The organism is Acidimicrobiales bacterium, assembly GCA_035630295.1.
Taxonomy (GTDB): Bacteria; Actinomycetota; Acidimicrobiia; order Acidimicrobiales; family Iamiaceae; genus Iamia.
Genome location: DASQKY010000043.1, coordinates 1 through 18,367, shown reverse-complemented (window position 1 = coordinate 18,367; position 18,367 = coordinate 1). Strand labels below are relative to the sequence as shown.

The following is an 18,367-nucleotide window of genomic DNA, read 5'->3' as shown; positions in this document are numbered from 1 at the left end:
ACGCTCAGGGTGGCGGGTGGGGTCGGAGGGCGTCGTACCCGGGCGGTACCCTGCCGGCCGTGGCCAAGGCGACGCTCTCGACGCGGGAGGCGATCCTGGTCGAGGCCCGGCGCTGCTTCGCCGAGAACGGCTTCGACGGGACGTCCCTGAACGACATCGCCGCCGGGGTGGGCATCCGCCGGCCCAGCATCCTCCACCACTTCCCGTCCAAGGACGCCATCTACGCCGAGGTGTTCCTCGGGGTCATGGCCGAGTGGTCGGCCCGCGTCGAGCAGGCCGTGGAGGAGCCCTCGGCCGAGGGGTGGAACAAGGTCGACCAGGTCATCACGGCCGGCTTCCGGTTCTTCCAGGAGAACCCCGACTTCGTGCGCATGGCCCGCCGGGAGGCCCTGGAGGGCGGCCAGCACCTGCCCATCGACCTGGGCAAGGTGCTGCGGCCCCACTTCCTCCGGGCCGTGGGCTACTTCCAGCGGGAGATGGACGCCGGCCGGTTCCGCCAGCACGACCCCGAGCAGCTCATCCTCTCCGGCTACGGCGCCCTGCTCTCGTACTTCAGCGACGGCCCGTTCCTCCAGGGCCTGCTGGGCCGGGACCCCTTCAGCGCCGAGGTGCTGGAGGGCCGGCTCGACCACGTCCGGGCCCTGTTCCGCACCGCCCTGCTGCCCGGCGCCGAGGCCTGAGGCCCGGGGGGCCGCCCCCTAGTGTCGGGCGCCGTGCCCGTCCCCACCTCACCCGCCCCGCCCGCCTCCCGCACCCTGTCGGAGGCGGCCTCCAAGCGCCTCCTGGCCGGCCACGGCGTGCCCCTGCTCGACGAGCGGGAGGCGGCCACGGCCGAGGAGGCGGTGGCCGCCGCGGCCGAGCTGGGCCTGCCGGTGGTGGTGAAGCTGTGCGGGGACGCCATCGCCCACAAGACCGAGCGGGGCCTTGTCCGCCTGGGCCTGGCCGACGACGAGGCGGTGCGGGCCGCGGCCACCGACCTGCTGGGCGCGGCCACGCCGGCCGACGGGGGCGTGTCGCTGCTGGTGGCCCCCATGGTGCGGGGCAACCGGGAGCTGATCGCCGGGGTGGCGGTGGACGAGCAGTTCGGCCCCACCGTCCTGCTGGGCGTGGGCGGCATCCTGGCCGAGGCGGTGGGCGACGCCGTGGTGCGCCTGGCCCCGCTGCGGCGGGCCGACGCCGAGGACATGATCGACGGCCTGGCCACCCAGGCCCTGCTGGGCCCGTTCCGGGGCGAGCCGGCCGTCGACCGCGACGCCCTGTGCGCCGTCCTGCTGGGCCTGTCCGCCGCGGTGGAGGCCGACCCCACCATCCGGGCCATCGACCTCAACCCCCTGATCGTGGTGGACGGCCGCCCGGTGGCCGTCGATGCCCTGGTCGAGCTGTCCGGTTCTGAGGCGCCAGCGCACGCTCCCACGAGCGGAGCCGCCTCAGAACCGTCGGCTGGCGACGGCGACGGGGTTCCGAGGCGCCACGGTTCGCCATCACGTGCGGAGGCGCCTCAGAACCGACCGACGGCCGAGCAGTTCCGGGCCCTGTTCGAACCCCGGGGGGTGATCGTGGCCGGGGCTTCCAGCCACCCCGGCAAGTTCGGCTTCGTCACCCTCCACAACATCCTGGCCGCCGGCTACGAGGGCCGGGTGTTCGGCACCAACCGGGACCGGGCCGAGGTGCTGGGCGTCCAGACCGTGGACGACGTGGCCCAGGTTCCCGACGGCTACGCCGACCTGATCTTCCTGTGCACCCCGGCGGCGGCCAACCCCGAGCTGCTGCGGGCGGCGGCGGCCAAGGGGGTGCGGGCCGCCTTCGTGACCTCGGCCGGCTACGGCGAGGCCGGCCCCGAGGGCCAGGTGGCCCAGGACGAGCTGGTGGACCTGTGCGCCGAGCTGGGCGTCCTGCTGGCCGGGCCCAACGGGCAGGGCGTGGTGTCGACCCCCGTGTCGCTGTGCGCCCAGATCGTGGCCCCCTACCCCCCGGCCGGGAGCATCGGGGTGGCCAGCCAGTCCGGCAACTTCGTGTCCAGCTTCGAGAACCTGGCCGTGGCCACCGGCATCGGCATCAGCCGGGCGGTCAGCGCCGGCAACGCCGCTGCCGTCACCGTGGCCGACTACCTGGAGCACTACGCCGACGACGCGGCCACCACCGTGGGCCTGGCCTACGTGGAGGGCGTGGCCGACGGCCGGGCCTTCTTCGACCGTCTCCGGGGGGTGGCCGCCCGCCAGCCCCTGGTCCTGCTCAAGGGGGGCGCCACCGCCGGGGGCCAGAAGGCCGCGGCCAGCCACACCGGGTCGCTGGCCACCGACGACCGGGTCTTCGACGGGGCCTGCCGCCAGGCCGGCGTGACCCGGGCCTCCTCGGTGGAGGACGCCTTCGAGGCCGCCGCCACCTTCGCCACCCAGCCGCTGCCGTCCGGCCCCCGCATCGTGGTGATGACCACGGCCGGGGGCTGGGGGGTGGTGTGCGCCGATGCCATCACGCGCTCGGCCCTGGAGCTGGCCGTCCTGCCCGACGACCTCCGGGCCGCCATCGACGAGAAGCTGCCCCCCCGGTGGAGCGGGAGCAACCCCGTCGACCTGGCCGGCGGCGAGACCCGCGACACCATCCCCGAGGTGCTGGAGCTGATCGCCGCCCACCCCGAGGTCGACGCCGTGATCTACCTGGGCCTCGGCATCCAGGCCAACCAGGGCCGGCTCATGCGCCACGGGCCCTACTTCCCGGACCACGGGCTGGGCCGCATCGTCGAGTACCACGAGCGCCAGGACGCCCGCTTCGCCCAGGCCGCGGCCGACATCAGCGCCGCGGTCGGCAAGCCCATCCTGTGCGCCACCGAGCTGGCCGTGGCCGACCCCGAGAACCCGGGCCCGGCCACCGTCCGGGCCACCGGCCGGCTGTGCTACTCCTCCGCCGACCGGGCGGTGCGGGCCCTGGAGCACCTGTGGCTCCGCCGCCGCCACCTGGATCGGGCCTGAGCGGGGCCGCGGGCCCGGGCACCGGCCCCCGACCAGGCGCGGCGTCCTTGCGTCGACCCGGTGCGACGGGTAGGAAGGTCCGACCCCAGGGGCCCCCCGGGCCCGTCGCCGCCCCCGCGGCACGACCCCCACGGAGACGCAGTGGCCACGTCCGACAAGGCCCAGGGCGGCGATCGCAGCCCCAAGGAGAGCGCCACCGAGATCTGGGCCCTCGTCCGCGACTACGCCAAGCAGGAGACCCTCGACCCCCTGAAGGGCCTGCTGGCCTTCGCCAAGTGGGGCCTGATCGGCTCGGTCCTGGTCGGCATCGGCGTCATCGAGCTCACCGTGGCCGTCCTGCGGGCCGTGCAGGCCGAGGGGGGCGACGCCGTCGACGGCCGGGTCAGCCCCGTGCCCTACCTGGTGACCCTGGTGGTGGCCGGCGTGGTCCTGCTGCTCACCCGGCGGGCCATGACGTCGCGCCAGGACCCCGCCGCCCCGAAGGGAACCCGTTGATGCCCCCCACCGCCACCGACACCAGGATCAGCCGGGCCGACATCGAGTCCAAGTTCCGCGAGCTGCAGGGCGAGGTCGACGAGACGGCCGAGTCGGCCAAGGGCGTGGCCCTGGCCGTCGGGGCCGCGGTGGCCGTGGCCGCGGTGGTCGTGGTGTTCCTGCTGGGCCAGAAGCGCGGCCGGCGCAAGACCACCATCGTCGAGGTGCGGCGGTTCTGATGGCCGCCACCCCGTCGGCCCGGGAGGGCTCGTGCCCCGGAAGGTGACCCCCGGCCCCCGCGGCCTGTGGAAGCTGGTGGTCCGGGTCCAGCGCTTCGGCTTCGCCCAGGGCCTGCGGGGCAAGGGCGGCCACTGGCTGGCCCTCGGCGTGGGCGCCTGGGGCCTGCAACGGCTCCGGGCCATGAGCGTCAAGGACGCCGAGATCCTCATCAAGGAGCCCCTGGCCCCCGGCGAGCGCATCGTCATCACCAACGAGACGATCACCCGGGCCGCCGAGGACGAGGGCCGCCGCCGGGCCGGCAAGGCGGCCAAGGCCGCGGCCCGGGCCTCCCGCCGGAGCTGAACCCACCGGGTGGGGAGCCGGTGGTCGGCTCTGCCACCATGGGCGCCGTGCAGGTCCGCCTCCGCAACCCCAGCCGCACCATCGAGGTCGACGGCCCGGTCATGGTCTCGGTCCTGGTCGACCGCCTGGGCCTGAACCGGGAGTCGGTGCTGGTCATCCGCGACGGCACCCTGGTGCCCGGCGACAGCGTGCTGCCGGCCGAGGCCGAGGTGGAGATCCGGCCCGTCATCTCCGGGGGCGCGTCGTGAAGTGCCGGGTGTGCCGGGAGCCGGCGGTCATCGACGTCCGTCGCCACAACGCCAACTTCTGCCCCGAGCACTTCCTGCGCCTGTGCCGCGACCAGGTGGCCAAGGCCATCGACCGCTTCGCCATGCTGGCCCCCGGCGAGCGGGTGCTGGTGGCGGTCTCGGGCGGCAAGGACAGCCTGGCCCTGTGGGACATCCTGGGCGAGCTGGGCTACCTGGCCGACGGCCTGTACCTGGGCCTGGGCATCGACGGCTACAGCGACGTCTCCGGGGGCTACGTCCACCGCTTCGCCGAGGCCCGGGGCCTCCACCTGGTCGAGGTGGACCTGCGGGCCGACGAGGGCTTCGACGTGCCCACCGCGGCGGCCGCCACCCGCCGGGTGCCGTGCTCGGCCTGCGGCCTGTCCAAGCGCCACATCTTCGACCGGGCCGCCCGGGAGGGCGGCTACGACGCGGTGGCCACCGGCCACAACCTGGACGACGAGGCCGCGGTGCTGTTCGGCAACCTGCTCAAGTGGCAGGCCGAGTACCTGGGCCGCCAGCGCCCCGTGCTGGCGGCCCGGGACGGCTTCCCCCGCAAGGTCAAGCCCCTGGTCCGCCTGACCGAGCGGGAGACGGCCGCCTACTGCATCCTGCGGGGCATCGACTACCAGGTCGAGGAGTGCCCCATGGCCGCCGGCAACAAGCACCTGGGCTACAAGGAGACGCTCAACGACCTGGAGCGCCGGACGCCCAACGCCAAGCACGACCTGTACTTCGGCTTCCTGGAGCGCGCCGTCGACCGCTTCGCCGACGACGGCCGGCCCGGCGACGAGGCCCAGGGGCCCCTGGCCCGCTGCGCCGAGTGCGGCGCCCCCGCCTCCGGCGAGGTGTGCGCCTTCTGCCGCCTGGCGGCCAAGGCCCGGCAGGCCGAGCCCGTGGCCCTGGGGCCGGCCCGCAAGGGGCGCCGCCGATGACCGCGCTGGCCGCCGGCGACCTGGTCCTGCTGGTCGACGCCAAGAAGCGGCGCTACCTCGTCACCCTGGAGGAGGGCGGGGAGTTCCACTCCCACGCCGGGATCGTGGCCCACGACGCCCTCATCGGGCAGGGACCGGGGCGCGAGGTGCGCTCCAGCCGCCACTCCCGCTACACGGTGCTGCGCCCCACCCTCAGCGACTACGTGCTGAAGATGCCGCGGGGGGCCCAGGTCATCTACCCCAAGGACATCGGGCCGATCCTGATGATCGCCGACATCGGGCCCGGGGTCCGGGTGCTGGAGTCCGGCGTGGGCTCCGGCGCCCTGTCCATGGGGCTGCTCCGGGCCGGGGCCGAGGTGGTGGGCTACGAGCTGCGGGACGACTTCGCCACCCGGGCCCAGCGCAACGTGCGGGACTTCCTGGGTCCGGAGGTGAGCGAGCGCTACCGGGTCCAGTTGCGGGACTGCTACGAGGGCATCGACGAGAGCGACGTCGACCGGGTGGTGCTCGACCTGCCCGAGCCGTGGCGGGTGGTGGCCCCGGCGGCCGCCGCCCTCCAACCCGGGGGGCTGCTGGTGGCCTACACGCCGCAGATCACCCAGGCCAGCCGCCTCCGCCAGGAGCTGGAGCGCAGCCCCTTCGCCATGGCCGAGACCGTCGAGGTGCTCCAACGGGGCTGGTACATCGAGGGCGAGGCGGTGCGACCCGACCACCGCATGGTGGCCCACACCGGGTTCCTCACCCACGCCCGGCTGCTGGCGCGCTGAGGCGGATCGCGTCCGTGCTCGACCTGCTCATCGTCGCCCTGCTGATCGGGGCGGCGGTGGGCGGCTACCGGCTGGGCTTCGTGGCCCGGGCCGCGTCGTGGGCCGGCATGGTCATCGGGGTGGTGCTGGCCGCCCGGCTCATGCCCCGGGTCATCGAGTCCCTGGGGGAGCGGGCCGACCGGGGCGAGCTGCTCCTGGTGGCGGCCGGGCTGCTGGTCGGTGGCGCCGCCGTGGGCCAGGCCCTCGGGGTCCTGGTCGGCACCCGGGCCCAGGTGGGCATCACCAGCACGAGGGGAAAGCGGGTCGACGCCCTGGGCGGGGCCGCGGCCGGGGTGGTCGGGCTCCTGGCCCTGGTGTGGCTGCTGGTCCCGGCGGTGGCCGATGTGTCGGGCTGGCCGGCTCGCGAGGTGCGGCGCTCCCGCGTCGTCGAGGCCCTGGCCGAGGGCCTGCCCGCCGCCCCCGACGCCACCCGGACCCTGCGTCGCCTGCTGGGCGACGGCTACCCCCAGGTCTTCGACGGCCTGAACCGCAGCCCGGACGTGGGCCCCGTGCCCGAGGGCACCGGCATCGACCGGGCCCAGGCCCAGGCGGTGGCCGGCTCGGTGGTCAAGGTGGTGGGCGAGGCCTGCGACCGCATCCAGGAGGGCACCGGATGGGTGGTGCAGCCCGGCGTGGTGGTCACCAACGCCCACGTGGTGGCGGGCGAGCCGGCCACCGAGCTGGAGGCCCAGGACGGGGAGCGGGTGCCCGCCACCCTGGTGGCCTTCGACCCCGAGGTGGACCTGGCCGTCCTGCGGGCCCCGGGCCTCGACGCCGAGCCGCTGGCTGTCGTGCCGTCCGAGGTCGGCCAGCGCGGCGCCGTGTTCGGCCACCCCGGGGGCGGCCCCCTGGAGCTGTCGCCGTTCGAGGTCCGCCAGCGGGTCGACGCCGTGGGCTCCGACATCTACGGGCGGCCCGGCGTGGACCGCGAGGTCCTGATCCTGGCCTCCGAGCTGGCCCCCGGCGACTCGGGCTCGCCGCTGGTCGACGGCGAGGGCCGGGTGGTGGGCGTGGCCTTCGCCATCGCTCCCGACCGCCCGGGCGTGGCCTACGCCGTCTCGACCGCCGAGGTCACCGCCATCGTGGCCCGGGCCGCGGGGCCCGTCGCCGCCGGCCCCTGCGCGGCCTGAGTCACTCGGGCGGCTCGATGAAGATGCACTCGCCCGGGCACTCCTCGGCCGACTCGATGGTGGCCTCCAGCTGCCCGTCGGGGATGACGGCCAAGCCCTCGGCCCCGCCCGGGTCGGCGTAAACCTTGTCGCCCTCCTTGACGTAGGCCAGGCCGTCGTCGAGGAGCGTGAAGACGTCGGGCGCGATCTCCTCGCAGAGGCCGTCCCCGGTGCAGAGATCCTGGTCGATCCAGACCTTCATCGTCGTCTACGCCTCCCTGAGCGGGCGCTCGTGGAACCTCGGCCGGGCTGGTCCCGGCGCTGCGGGGTCCAGGGTAGTCCCCGACCCGATAAACACGGCAACATCCAGGGAAAGGTCACCCGTCACGTGCCCGAGACCGAGGCTGGCGCCTCGGAGAAACCCGGCCGTCCCGCCCGCTCCCGGCGTCGCGCCGAACGGGGACGGCACCCGGTTAGGGTGCCGAGGGAGGCTTCCCGGCCCGCTCGGGGGGCGACACCGCCCGGGAGGTGGTCACCGTCGAGGAGCACCGAGACCCTCACCCCGACAGCGCCGAGGGCATCGAGGACCTGCGCGAGCAGGCCACTGCCTTGGAGGAGGAGGTCGTCGTCCTCCGCCGCCGCCTCCAGGACGCGCCCAAGCGGGTCCGCACCCTGGAGGAGCGGCTGCTGGAGACCAAGGGCCAGCTGGCCCACGCCGTCAGCCAGAACGAGAAGCTGGCCTACACCCTGCGCGAGGCCCGCGACCAGATCGCCGCCCTGCGCGAGGAGGTCGACAAGCTGACCCAGCCCCCGGCCGCCTACGGGTCGGTGCTGGGCCTCAACGACGACGGCACGGTGGACGTCATGTCCGGCGGCCGCAAGATGCGGGTGGCGGTGCTGCCCGAGGCGGCCGAGGAGCTGGAGCGGGGCAGCGAGGTCGTCCTCAACGAGTCCTTCACCATCGTGCTGGCCCGGACCGCCGACGGCACCGGTGAGCTGGTCACCCTCAAGGAGGTCATCGACCACGGCTCCCGGGCCATCGTGGTGGGGCGGGCCGACGACGAGCGGGTGTGCGAGATCGCGGCCTCGCTCAAGGGCGTGCCCCTCCGCTCGGGCGACGCCCTGCGCATGGACCCCCGCTCCGGCCTGCTGCTGGAGCGCCTGGCCCGGCCCGAGGTGGAGGAGCTGGTGCTGGAGGAGGTGCCCGACATCTCCTACGAGGACGTGGGCGGCCTGGACAGCCAGATCGAGCAGATCGCCGACGCCGTCGAGCTGCCGTTCCTGCACGCCGACCTGTTCGCCGAGCACCGCCTGCCCGCCCCCAAGGGCATCCTGCTCTACGGCCCCCCCGGCTGCGGCAAGACCCTGATCGCCAAGGCGGTGGCCAACTCGCTGGCCAAGAAGGTGGCCGACTCGGCCGGGGACAGCGAGGCCCGCAGCTACTTCCTCAACATCAAGGGCCCCGAGCTGCTCAACAAGTACGTGGGCGAGACCGAACGCCAGATCCGCCTGGTGTTCCAGCGGGCTCGGGAGAAGAGCGAGGAGGGCTGGCCCGTCATCGTCTTCTTCGACGAGATGGACTCCATGTTCCGCACCCGCGGCACCGGCATCAGCTCGGACATGGAGTCGACCATCGTGCCCCAGCTGCTGGCCGAGATCGACGGGGTCGAGGCCCTGCGCAACGTCATCGTGATCGGCGCCTCCAACCGTGAGGACCTGATCGATCCGGCCATCCTGCGGCCCGGCCGCCTGGACGTGAAGATCAAGATCGAGCGCCCCGACGAGGAGGCCGCCACCCAGATCTTCGGCCAGTACCTGACCACCGACCTGCCCCTGGACGCCGAGGAGGTGGCCAGCCTGGGCGGGGGCGACCGCCACAAGTGCGTGCAGGGGATGATCGAGGTCACGGTGGCCGAGATGTACCGGGTGGACGAGGCCAACCAGTTCCTGGAGATCACCTACCAGAACGGGGACAAGGAGGTCATGTACTTCAAGGACTTCTCGTCCGGGGCCATGATCGAGAACATCGTCCGCCGGGCCAAGAAGCTGGCCATCAAGCGCCACCTGGCCGGCGCCCCCAAGGGCATCCGCACCGACGACCTCCTGGCCTCCATCCACCAGGAGTACAAGGAGCACGAGGACCTGCCCAACACCACCAACCCCGACGACTGGGCCAAGATCTCGGGCAAGAAGGGCGAGCGCATCGTCTACGTGCGCACCATCGTCACCCACGACGACACCGACGGCGAGGTGGCCGGGGGTCGCTCCATCGAGCGGGTCGCCACCGGGCAGTACCTGTAGCCCGCCGGCTCCGGGGGACGTCCATGGCCATCGGCAAGATCTGCGGCATCGAGACCGAGTACGGCATCGTCCACCGGGGCCTGGCCGAGTCCAACCCGGTCACCGCGTCCAGCTTGCTCATCAACGCCTACGTCTCGGAGCTGGCCGTCACCGCGGCGGCCGGCAGCCCCCCCGTGGGCTGGGACTTCGAGGACGAGTCACCGGGGCGCGACGCCCGGGGCCGGGCCCCGGCCGACGCCGCCCCCCCCGAGGTGGAGACCCACCTGGTCAACGCCGTGCTCACCAACGGGGCCCGCTTCTACGTCGACCACGCCCACCCGGAGGTCTCCACCCCGGAGTGCGCCGATGCCCGGGCCGTGGTGGTCTTCGACCGGGCCGCCGAGGTCATCGTGGCCCGGGCCATGGCCGCGGCCGGGCGCATGCTGCCCCCGGGCCAGGACATCGTGGTCCACAAGAACAACTCGGACGGCAAGGGCAACTCCTACGGCTGCCACGAGAACTACCTGATGGACCGGGCCGTGCCCTTCGGGCGCATCGTCACCGCGGCCACCACCCACTTCGTCACCCGCCAGGTGTTCACCGGGTCGGGCAAGGTCGGGGCCGAGGCCAGCGGGGCCGGGCCCGGGGCCCCCGAGGTGCCGTACCAGCTCAGCCAGCGGGCCGACTTCTTCGAGGCCGAGGTGGGCCTGGAGACCACGCTCAAGCGACCCATCGTCAACACCCGGGACGAGCCCCACGCCGATGCCCAGCGCTACCGGCGCCTGCACGTCATCGCCGGCGACGCCAACCTGGCCGAGGTGGCCACCTTCCTGAAGGTGGGCTCCACCGCCATCGTGCTGGCCATGGTCGAGGACGAGGCCCTGGACCGCAGCCTGGCCCTGCGCAACCCGGTGGCCGCGGTGCGGGCCGTGTCCCACGATCCCACGCTGGCCACGGTGGTGGAGCTGGCCGACGGGCCGTCCATGACCGCCCTGGAGGTCCAGTTCGAGCTGCTGGCCCGGGCCCAGAAGTGGGCCGAGGAGCACGGCCTGGACGCGGTGGGCGGCGACGCGGTGGGTGGCGAGGTGCTGCGCCGCTGGGAGCAGGTGCTGACCGGCCTGGAGGCCGACCCCGACTCGGTGGCCGGCCAGGTCGACTGGGTGGCCAAGCGCCGCCTCATCCAGGGCTGGGTCGATCGCCACGACGCCACCTGGGCCGACCCCCGGGTGGCGGCCCTGGCCCTCCAGTACCACGACCTCCGGCCCGAGCGGAGCCTGGCCCGCCGCCTGGGCCTGGAGCGCATCACCGGTGACGACGAGGTGGCCCGGGCCGTGACCGAGCCCCCCACCGACACCCGGGCCTACTTCCGGGGCCGTTGCCTGGCCAAGTTCGCCTCCAGCATCGTGGCCGCCAACTGGGACTCCCTGGTCTTCGACGTGGGGGCCGAGCCGCTGCGCCGGGTGCCCATGATGGAACCGTCGCGCGGGACCGAGGCTCACGTCGGTAGGTTGTTGGACGAGTGCGCAACCCCGGCCGAGCTGGTCGCCCGACTGTCGTCGTGACCGGGGGGCGTCGAGACAACGGAGAGCGACATGGCTGAACGGGAGCAGAAGAAGCGCAGCGCCCCCCAGCGGGAGGCCGAGGAGGTCGCCGACGCGCCGCAGCCCAGCGAGCGGGGCGAGGAGATCAAGGCCGACATCGACGACATCCTCGACGAGATCGATGACGTGCTGGAGACCAACGCCGAGGACTTCGTCCGCTCCTACGTCCAGAAGGGCGGGCAGTAGACGGCCGCTAGGGTCCACGCCGTGACCCTGCCCCTCTTCGGTCCCCACGACGACCCGGGCCCCGACTTCGCCGGCCTGGTGCGCCGCGCCGGCCGGGCCTCGGAACCCCCGCTCACCCCGTTGGCCGATGCCCTGCGCATCCCGCACGGCACCACCGTGGTCGCCGTCCGCTACGCCGAGGGCGTGGTCATGGCCGGCGACCGGCGGGCCACCTCCGGCCACCTCATCAGCCACCGCACCATCGAGAAGGTGTTCCCGGCCGACCGGTTCTCCGGGGTGGCCATCGCCGGCGCCGCCGGGCCGGCCATCGAGATGGTCACGCTGTTCCAGCTCCAGCTCGAGCACTACGAGAAGGTCGAGGGCTCGCACCTGTCGCTGGAGGGCAAGGCCAACCAGCTCAGCCAGATGGTGCGCAACCACCTGCCGGCGGCCATGCAGGGCCTGGCCGTCGTGCCCCTCTTCGCCGGCTACGACCTGGCTCGGGGCTCGGGGCGGCTGTTCCAGTACGACGTCACCGGCGGCCGCTACGAGGAGCAGGACTACGCGGCCTCGGGCTCCGGCATGCTCCACGCCGGCACCGTGGTGAAGCTGGGCTTCCGGCCCGGGCTGGACCGGGCCGCGGTGGTCGACCTGGCCCTGCGGGCCCTGTGGACGGCGGCGGACGAGGACTCGGCCACCGGCGGACCCGATGCCCTGCGGGGCATCTGGCCGGTGGTGGCCACCATCAGCGACCAGGGCTACCAGCGGGTGCCCGACGTCGAGCTGTCCGAGCGCTTCGCCACCCTGCTGGAGGCCGAGCGGGTCAGCCGGGGCACCACCGCCCCCGCCGGCGGCCAGATCTCGGGTGGTGACGCACGATGAGCATGCCCTTCTACGTCGCACCGGAACAGGTGATGAAGGACCGGGCCGACTACGCCCGCAAGGGCATCGCCCGGGGACGCAGCCTCATCGCCGCCATCTGCTCCGACGGCATCCTGCTGTGCGCCGAGAACCCGTCGGCCACCCTGCGCAAGATCAGCGAGATCTACGACCGCATCGCCTTCGCCGGGGTGGGGCGCTACAACGAGTTCGACCAGCTCCGGGTGGCCGGGGTGCGCCACGCCGACCTCAAGGGCTACTCCTACAGCCGCGAGGACGTCGATGCCCGCAGCCTGGCCAACGCCTACGCCCAGGCCCTGGGCCAGGTCTTCACCCACGAGATGAAGCCGCTGGAGGTCGAGATCCTGGTGGCCGAGGTGGGCCACGAGGCCGCCGGCGACCAGATCTTCCACATCCTCTACGACGGCACCGTCATCGACGAGCCGTCCCGGGCCGTGCTGGGCGGCGACGCCGAGGCCATCGCCGGCCGCTTCGAGGCCGCCCACGACACCGGCGCCACCACCGTCGAAGTGCTGGCCGCCGCGATGGGCGCCCTGGCCGGCCCGGACCGCACCCTGTCGGCCGGCGAGGTGGAGGCCGCGGTGCTGGACCGCAACGGCACCCGCCGGGCCTTCCGCCGCCTCACCGACGACGAGATCACCGCCGCCCTGGCCAGCACCCCCGCCGCGCCGGCCGAGGCCGACGACACCGGCGGCGGCGCCGGGGCCGACGACGAGACCTCGGGCCAGGGCCGGGCCGAAGGGTCGGCCGGAGCCCCCGGACCCGACGCCGCCGGTGCGCCGGCCTCCGAGCCCGACGGCGACGAGCCCCTCGAGGGTGACGAACCCGACGCCTGAGCCACCCGGCCGGCGGGGAGGCCGGCCGCCCAGCGCCGTCCCGGCAGGGGAGCGGCGGACCGTCCTCCGCGACGCGGTGGCCATCGGGGCGGTGACCGGGGCCTACGGCACCTCGTTCGGTGCGGTGGCGGTGGCCGCCGGGCTGTCGCCCGCCCAGGCCTGCGCCCTGAGCGTGCTCATGTTCACCGGCGGGTCGCAGTTCGCCATGGTGGGCACGGTGGCCGGCGGGGGCCACCCCCTGGCCGGGGCGGCCACCACCGTCCTGCTGGGGGCGCGCAACGCCTTCTGGGCTGCGGCTCTCGCCCCTGCTCCAGGTCCGGGGGGCGCCGGCGGCTGGCCGCCGCCCACCTGGTCATCGACGAGAGCGGCCATGGGGGCGGCCCAGGACGACCCCGGCGCCCTGGGCCTGGACGTGGCCGGGCCGGCCGCCTTCGTGGCCCTGCTGGCCCCCCGCCTCCGGGGCCGGGAGCCGTGGACCGTGGCCCAGGCCGGCGTCCCCGTCCTGCTGGCCGCCGCGGTGGCGGTGGCCGCCGACCTCCGCCGGGGGGCGGGATGATGTGGACCGCGGTGCTGGCCGGCTCGGCGGCCTGCTACCTGCTCAAGGTGGCCGGCCTGTCGGTCCCCGAACGGGTGCTGGCCGACCCCCGGGGTCCAACGGGTGGCCGGGCTGCTGCCGGTGGCCCTGCTGGCTGCCCTCATTGCCCTCCAGGTGCTCACCGACGGCCGGCGCCTCGTGCTCGACGCCCGCCTGCCCGGCCCGGCCGTCGCCGTCCTCGCCCAGTGGCGCCGCGCCCCCTTCCTGGTGGTGGTCACCGCCACCTGTGCCACCACCGCCCTCGTCCGCGCTCTCATCTGATCCATTCTGAGGCGCCACGGCCCACACCTATGGCCAGGGCCTCAGAATGGAGACCGGTTTCGACGATGGGTCCCATCGCCACCGTCCCAGGCACAATCGGGGACTATCCCGTTCGAGGCCTGCAAACGTCGGTGAACCGACGTACGACGGCTTGTTCACCCACCAGTGCTTCGCCACGGCTCCACCGAACGATGGGCGCGCTCTCTCCGCGCCTGTTTAATGTGCTCGTTGACCGAGCGGTCCAGGATCGGGATCAGGAGACGGCCGGGCACGTAGCGCTCGTGTCGCGTGCGGTACCGATTGAAGGACATCCCGGTCACGACCCCGAAGTAGATCTCGCGTCGGGCTCCTGGATACGTCAACAGGATCACGACACTGGAAGCCACAACCCAGATGGCGAGGGGCGAGGGCACGACAAAGAGGAAGGTTTCCGATACCAGATAGACCACGATGACGAGCACAGCAAGGAGCACGATGACCGCTTCCCGCAGTCGCTGGCGACCAGGTGGGCGGAAGTCGTAGAAGGCGGAAAGGTCGCGCAACCATCTTGGCTGCTCCGCCTCATCCAGGGCGACGGTCAAGGCGCTCTCGGCAAGCGACGGGCGTCCATAGCGTCGCTTCCACGCGTCAACGATGACCCCGAGGCGCTGCAGACGATTGCGCACCGAGAATGCCACCGTCGCCATAACGAATCGCCGGAGCGAGGGACGAACCGGGTACCAACGCCGAGACCTCGTCACCCGCCTTGCGCGCCTCAGCATCCACTCGGGGGTGTCGGCGTCCATCATCAGAATCTGGCTCTCACCCACCCGAGCGGTCGCCTCGGCAAAGACCCAGGTCCACAGCAACTGGTCATCACCGACGACTTCCGCCGCCTTCTGACGACAGAACAGGACGAAGAGGGCATCCGCCATCTGGTCCACAACTATGTCAGGTCTCTCCTTCACGAGGTTGATCCCCAAACGTTCGGAGAGCCGAAACGCAGCAGCCGCATCCGTCGAGGCGTACGACGCGAACACCTTGTTGAACTGATCGACGCGAAGGGTGACGAGTCGGGCCAAGACTTCCTCCCCGTCAATCTCCGGCCGACGCTCGGCAACGACGCACCAATCGGCGTAGTCGATGAGGGTGACGTTCAGCAGGTGAAGCCGACGCAGCCACTCGATCTGGACCTCGGGGGCCTCGTCCATCTGGCTGAGGAACTGCAGCTCGGCCTCCACGTACTCGATCCACAGCGGGTTGGAGTAGAGCTGCGTCTCGAGGAGGCAACGGCCCATCACCCCTTGCTGGCCGATCGCCCAGACTTCTCCGAGGGCAACATCGCGCTGTGACGGGGGCAGCAACGCTACGGCGAAGGGGACGACCTCGACCAATCGGCTCCTGACCTGTGGGAACTTGGACCGGACGAAGTCATTGTGCGATACCACGAGTTCCGGCCAGCCATTGACGCGCCCGAGCGCATACTCCTTTGCGGCCAGAAACTCGCAGAAGGTCAGGTGAATGAACCGTAGTGACTCGTTGAGCCGCTCGACACCGAGCACCCCCGTCTCCTTGCAGAGTTCCAGCAGTCGCCTCTCGGCATCAGACTCGAGGCAGCCCTCCATCTGCACCATCGTCTCAATGGCGTCAGCCCAGCTGATGACGTTGGCGGGCTGCCCTTCGTCCGCCAGGTTGTTCCTCGCGATCCGGCCCAGGAACGCCTCCCGTCTTAGCCGTAGGGCCTGGCGGGCCGACTGGCCGACCTGCCGACTCCGTCTGGCCACGAGTAGTTCCTCAAGCACTTGGGCGTAGAACTCGGTCCTGGTGCCAGGCGACGCCGTCTTGTCCGTCGCCTGGTCATTGGCGACGTACATGGCCAGGACCAACGGGTTACTGCACATCTCCCGCAAGGTGGGGCGATCGGTGAGTTCGGCATAGATTCGTAGAATCTGACCCGAGGCATCGCTCTTGAATGGCCATGCTCTTAGGAATCGGATGATGTCTGAGGGGTTAAACGGTTGGATCTCCCACGTGACGACGAAGGTCTGATCGAAGTCCTCCCGAATCTGCGAGTGGAACTGGCTACGCATCGTCATCACGACCTTGTTCCTGGGTGATCGGTTGGAGAGCAGGCGGCACAGCCCGAGGATCGCCTGGGAGGTGGGTCGGTAACGGTCGGACGACACCTCGTCCAGACCATCCAAGAGGACGAGGAGACCGTCTCCGGTCGAGCTGCTTTCGAAGAGCGTTCCCATGGCGAAGCCGTGGACATCGGTCACCTGGCGCCGCACTTCAGACAGGGCCCAATCAGCCAGCTCCGAGTCCTCCAGGTCCGTCGGCGGCACGAAACTCTTCAGCTCGATCACGATGGGCAGCAGCGGCGGGTGTCTCCTTGCCCATCGCCCCGAACCGACCTTCGACTGCGAGCACGCCGCCCTGAAGATGTGCTTCACCAATGACGACTTTCCCGATCCCGGGTCTCCGACGATTTGGACGAACCTCGCCGAGTCGGGCTCGTTGAGCAACGAGTAGAGGTACTCGACGTGATCTCGCTGCGAGGTCGAAGTCGAGGAAACGGTCAGGGGTACGAAGATGTCATCGGTCTCCAAGGAGATCTGGTTTCGCCCCGGCACGTGCAAGTATCGCGACTGCGGGCGAGCGAGCACCACACGGCAGTACCGGCGGAAGCTCGCCCGCCTGGACATACTCCGACGCAAAACGCGGCCGATGGCCCACGTGACTGCATCGAAGGCGAACAACGCATGCCTCTGCAGAAACGCTCCCAGGCGGCGGGCGACGAGATAGCACACAGGCGCGACCGCCAACGTGATGACTACGGTTAGCAACCGATCGCTCATGCGGACCACCTTCTACTGGCGTCTGCCCTCATACCTCTCCCCCATGCCTCTCCCCGTTTCCTGCTGGCGGCAGCCTACGACACGAGCAAATGGGATCGCGAACCAGCCGGTCAGGCCGCCATCGGTGACCTGGCGGGATCCCCTGGACAGGGGCGCCAGGGCTCCGTAGCCGGCACCCCGACGGGGCCCGAACCCCTTGCCTCCAGCTAGAGAAGAGTGGTGGCAGACGGCCGTAGCAATGTCTCGGTCACCCGATTCTGAACGCCGCGAACAGATCAGCGCCTTGGTGCCCCAGGAAAGGCCAGCTCCCTGACACGGGGGCTTCTGAGGCGCCACCGCATATGACCAGGAGCGGTGACACCTCAGAACAAGTTGAATTGGGCGGCCGCTGCGGCCGATGAGGAGGTCGGCCCGGGGTGGGAGGGGCGCCGGTAGGGTGCGCGCGTGGACAAGCGGATCTACGGGTTGGAGAACGAGTACGGCGTCACCTGCGTCTCGCGGGGCCAGCGCCGGCTCAGCCCCGACGAGGTGGCCCGCTACCTGTTCCGGCGGGTCGTCTCCTGGGGCCGCAGCTCCAACGTGTTCCTGGCCAACGGGGCCCGCCTGTACCTCGATGTGGGCAGCCACCCCGAGTACGCCACCCCGGAGTGCGACTCGGTCCACGACGTGGTGGTCCACGACAAGGCCGGGGAGCGCATCCTGGAGCAGCTCCTGGGCAGCGCCGAGGCCCGCCTCCGCGACGAGGGCATCCGGGGCGACATCTACCTGTTCAAGAACAACACCGACTCGGCCGGCAACTCCTACGGCTGCCACGAGAACTACCTGGTGACGCGGCAGGGCGAGTTCGGCCGGCTTGCCGACGTGCTGATCCCGTTCCTCGTCAGCCGGCAGATCGTGTGCGGCGCCGGCAAGGTGCTGCAGACGCCGCGCGGCACGGTCTTCGCGGTCAGCCAGCGAGCCGAGCACATCTGGGAGGGCGTCTCCAGCGCCACCACGCGGTCCCGGCCGATCATCAACACCCGCGACGAGCCGCACGCCGACGCCGAGCGGTACCGGCGGCTGCACGTGATCGTCGGCGACTCGAACATGAGCGAGACCACGACCCTGCTCAAGGTCGCCTCCACCGACCTGGTGCTGCGGATGATCGAGGAGGGGGTGGTGATGCGCGACCTCACCCTCGAGAACCCGATCCGCGCCATCCGCGAGATCTCCCACGACATGACCGGGCGCCGCCGGGTCCGGCTGGTCAACGGCCGCGAGGCGAGCGCCCTGGAGATCCAGTCCGAGTACCTGACCCGGGCGCGAGACTTCGTCGACCGCCGGAGTCTCGCCACCCCGGTGATCTCCCAGGTCCTCGACCTGTGGGAGCGGGGGCTGAAGGCCGTGGAGTCCGGCGACCTCTCGCTGGTCGAGCGAGAGCTCGACTGGGTGATGAAGTACACGCTGATCGAGCGGTACCGCGAGCGACACGGGCTGGCGTGGGGCGACCCGCGGATCGCCCAGCTCGACCTCGCCTACCACGACATCCACCGCGGCCGTGGTCTGTTCTACCTGCTCCAGCGGCGCGACGCGGTGAGCCGGGTGACCACCGACCCGGCCGTCTTCCGGGCCAAGTCGGTGCCGCCGCAGACGACCCGGGCCCGGCTGCGCGGCGAGTTCATCAAGCGCGCGCAGGAGCGCCGGCGCGACTTCACCGTCGACTGTGCACCTCAAGCTCAACGACCAGGCGCAGCGCACCGTGCTGTGCAAGGACC

18 protein-coding genes and 1 pseudogene are annotated in these 18,367 nt (G+C 72.0%); 17 read left to right on the top strand and 2 right to left on the bottom strand.

What is annotated here, in order from left to right; genetic code table 11:
* Positions 1 to 59: 59 nt before the first annotated feature.
* The 9 genes from VEW93_12530 to VEW93_12490 all read left to right on the top strand — a co-directional run bounded on the left by VEW93_12530 (position 60) and on the right by VEW93_12490 (position 7,159).
* Positions 60 to 680 carry a TetR/AcrR family transcriptional regulator gene (locus VEW93_12530; GenBank protein HYI62617.1) on the top strand — a complete coding sequence of 207 codons (621 nt, stop codon included), beginning with the start codon at positions 60 to 62 and terminating at the stop codon, positions 678 to 680.
* Positions 681 to 713: 33 nt separating this feature from the next.
* Positions 714 to 2,966 (top strand): acetate--CoA ligase family protein, encoded by a 2,253-nt coding sequence (locus VEW93_12525; GenBank protein HYI62616.1) that lies wholly within the window; start codon positions 714 to 716, stop codon positions 2,964 to 2,966.
* Positions 2,967 to 3,107: 141 nt separating this feature from the next.
* Positions 3,108 to 3,461 carry a hypothetical protein gene (locus tag VEW93_12520; protein ID HYI62615.1) on the top strand — a complete coding sequence of 118 codons (354 nt, stop codon included), beginning with the start codon at positions 3,108 to 3,110 and terminating at the stop codon, positions 3,459 to 3,461.
* Positions 3,461 to 3,679, top strand: a complete 219-nt coding sequence (locus tag VEW93_12515) for a hypothetical protein (protein ID HYI62614.1) — start codon at positions 3,461 to 3,463, stop codon at positions 3,677 to 3,679. Before VEW93_12520 ends, VEW93_12515 begins: the two co-directional genes overlap by 1 nt.
* 31 nt (positions 3,680 to 3,710) lie before the next feature.
* Positions 3,711 to 4,022: a hypothetical protein gene (locus VEW93_12510; protein ID HYI62613.1), complete on the top strand. Its 312-nt coding sequence runs from the start codon at positions 3,711 to 3,713 to the stop codon at positions 4,020 to 4,022.
* 47 nt (positions 4,023 to 4,069) lie between these two features.
* Positions 4,070 to 4,270, top strand: coding sequence for a MoaD/ThiS family protein (locus VEW93_12505; GenBank protein ID HYI62612.1), 201 nt, complete (start codon positions 4,070 to 4,072; stop codon positions 4,268 to 4,270).
* Entirely contained in the window at positions 4,267 to 5,223 is a 957-nt protein-coding gene (locus tag VEW93_12500; GenBank protein HYI62611.1) for a tRNA(Ile)-lysidine synthetase, read from the top strand. Before VEW93_12505 ends, VEW93_12500 begins: the two co-directional genes overlap by 4 nt.
* Positions 5,220 to 5,990, top strand: a complete 771-nt coding sequence (locus tag VEW93_12495; protein HYI62610.1) for a tRNA (adenine-N1)-methyltransferase — start codon at positions 5,220 to 5,222, stop codon at positions 5,988 to 5,990. Before VEW93_12500 ends, VEW93_12495 begins: the two co-directional genes overlap by 4 nt.
* Positions 5,991 to 6,004: 14 nt before the next feature.
* Positions 6,005 to 7,159 carry a MarP family serine protease gene (locus VEW93_12490; GenBank protein HYI62609.1) on the top strand — a complete coding sequence of 385 codons (1,155 nt, stop codon included), beginning with the start codon at positions 6,005 to 6,007 and terminating at the stop codon, positions 7,157 to 7,159.
* 1 nt (position 7,160) lies between these two features.
* Here VEW93_12490 and VEW93_12485 read toward each other — a convergent pair whose 3' ends face one another.
* Positions 7,161 to 7,400 (bottom strand): ferredoxin, encoded by a 240-nt coding sequence (locus VEW93_12485; GenBank protein ID HYI62608.1) that lies wholly within the window; start codon positions 7,398 to 7,400, stop codon positions 7,161 to 7,163.
* Positions 7,401 to 7,666: 266 nt separating this feature from the next.
* Between VEW93_12485 and arc the strand changes: the two genes are divergently transcribed.
* From arc to VEW93_12450, 7 genes and pseudogenes are all read left to right on the top strand, one after another.
* Positions 7,667 to 9,439, top strand: a complete 1,773-nt coding sequence (gene arc, locus VEW93_12480) for a proteasome ATPase (GenBank protein ID HYI62607.1) — start codon at positions 7,667 to 7,669, stop codon at positions 9,437 to 9,439.
* A 23-nt stretch (positions 9,440 to 9,462) separates the two neighbouring features.
* Complete coding sequence (gene dop, locus VEW93_12475) at positions 9,463 to 10,980, top strand: depupylase/deamidase Dop (GenBank protein ID HYI62606.1); 1,518 nt, start codon at positions 9,463 to 9,465, stop codon at positions 10,978 to 10,980.
* A gap of 30 nt (positions 10,981 to 11,010) precedes the next feature.
* A complete protein-coding gene (locus tag VEW93_12470; GenBank protein ID HYI62605.1) occupies positions 11,011 to 11,205 on the top strand; it encodes a ubiquitin-like protein Pup in 195 nt (64 codons plus the stop codon).
* Positions 11,206 to 11,226: 21 nt separating this feature from the next.
* A complete protein-coding gene (prcB, locus tag VEW93_12465) occupies positions 11,227 to 12,066 on the top strand; it encodes a proteasome subunit beta (GenBank protein HYI62604.1) in 840 nt (279 codons plus the stop codon).
* A gap of 2 nt (positions 12,067 to 12,068) precedes the next feature.
* Positions 12,069 to 12,920 (top strand): proteasome subunit alpha, encoded by an 852-nt coding sequence (gene prcA / locus VEW93_12460; protein ID HYI62603.1) that lies wholly within the window; start codon positions 12,069 to 12,071, stop codon positions 12,918 to 12,920.
* A gap of 76 nt (positions 12,921 to 12,996) precedes the next feature.
* The gene (locus VEW93_12455; GenBank protein ID HYI62602.1) at positions 12,997 to 13,476 is read left to right on the top strand and encodes an AzlC family ABC transporter permease; all 480 of its coding nucleotides are present in this window, start codon (positions 12,997 to 12,999) and stop codon (positions 13,474 to 13,476) included.
* Positions 13,477 to 13,575: 99 nt separating this feature from the next.
* Positions 13,576 to 13,776: pseudogene (locus tag VEW93_12450) on the top strand (AzlD domain-containing protein).
* Positions 13,777 to 13,931: 155 nt separating this feature from the next.
* Here the strand turns inward: VEW93_12450 and VEW93_12445 are convergent.
* Positions 13,932 to 16,460 carry an NACHT domain-containing protein gene (locus VEW93_12445; protein ID HYI62601.1) on the bottom strand — a complete coding sequence of 843 codons (2,529 nt, stop codon included), beginning with the start codon at positions 16,458 to 16,460 and terminating at the stop codon, positions 13,932 to 13,934.
* Between the two features lie 597 nt (positions 16,461 to 17,057).
* On the opposite strand from VEW93_12445, the gene pafA reads away from it, so the two are divergent.
* A partial coding sequence (gene pafA, locus VEW93_12440; protein HYI62600.1) for a Pup--protein ligase occupies positions 17,058 to 18,367 on the top strand: 1,310 nt, incomplete at its 3' end.

What these genes read in the sequence shown, in the direction of transcription:
- VEW93_12515 (HYI62614.1), top strand. Translation starts at nt 3,461, where the DNA reads ATGCCCCCCACCGCCACCGACACCAGGATCAGCCGGGCCGACATCGAG.
- VEW93_12495 (HYI62610.1), top strand. Translation starts at nt 5,220, where the DNA reads ATGACCGCGCTGGCCGCCGGCGACCTGGTCCTGCTGGTCGACGCCAAG.
- VEW93_12485 (HYI62608.1), bottom strand. Translation starts at nt 7,400, where the DNA reads ATGAAGGTCTGGATCGACCAGGATCTCTGCACCGGGGACGGCCTCTGC.
- dop (HYI62606.1), top strand. Translation starts at nt 9,463, where the DNA reads ATGGCCATCGGCAAGATCTGCGGCATCGAGACCGAGTACGGCATCGTC.
- VEW93_12470 (HYI62605.1), top strand. Translation starts at nt 11,011, where the DNA reads ATGGCTGAACGGGAGCAGAAGAAGCGCAGCGCCCCCCAGCGGGAGGCC.
- prcA (HYI62603.1), top strand. Translation starts at nt 12,069, where the DNA reads ATGCCCTTCTACGTCGCACCGGAACAGGTGATGAAGGACCGGGCCGAC.
- VEW93_12445 (HYI62601.1), bottom strand. Translation starts at nt 16,460, where the DNA reads ATGTCCAGGCGGGCGAGCTTCCGCCGGTACTGCCGTGTGGTGCTCGCT.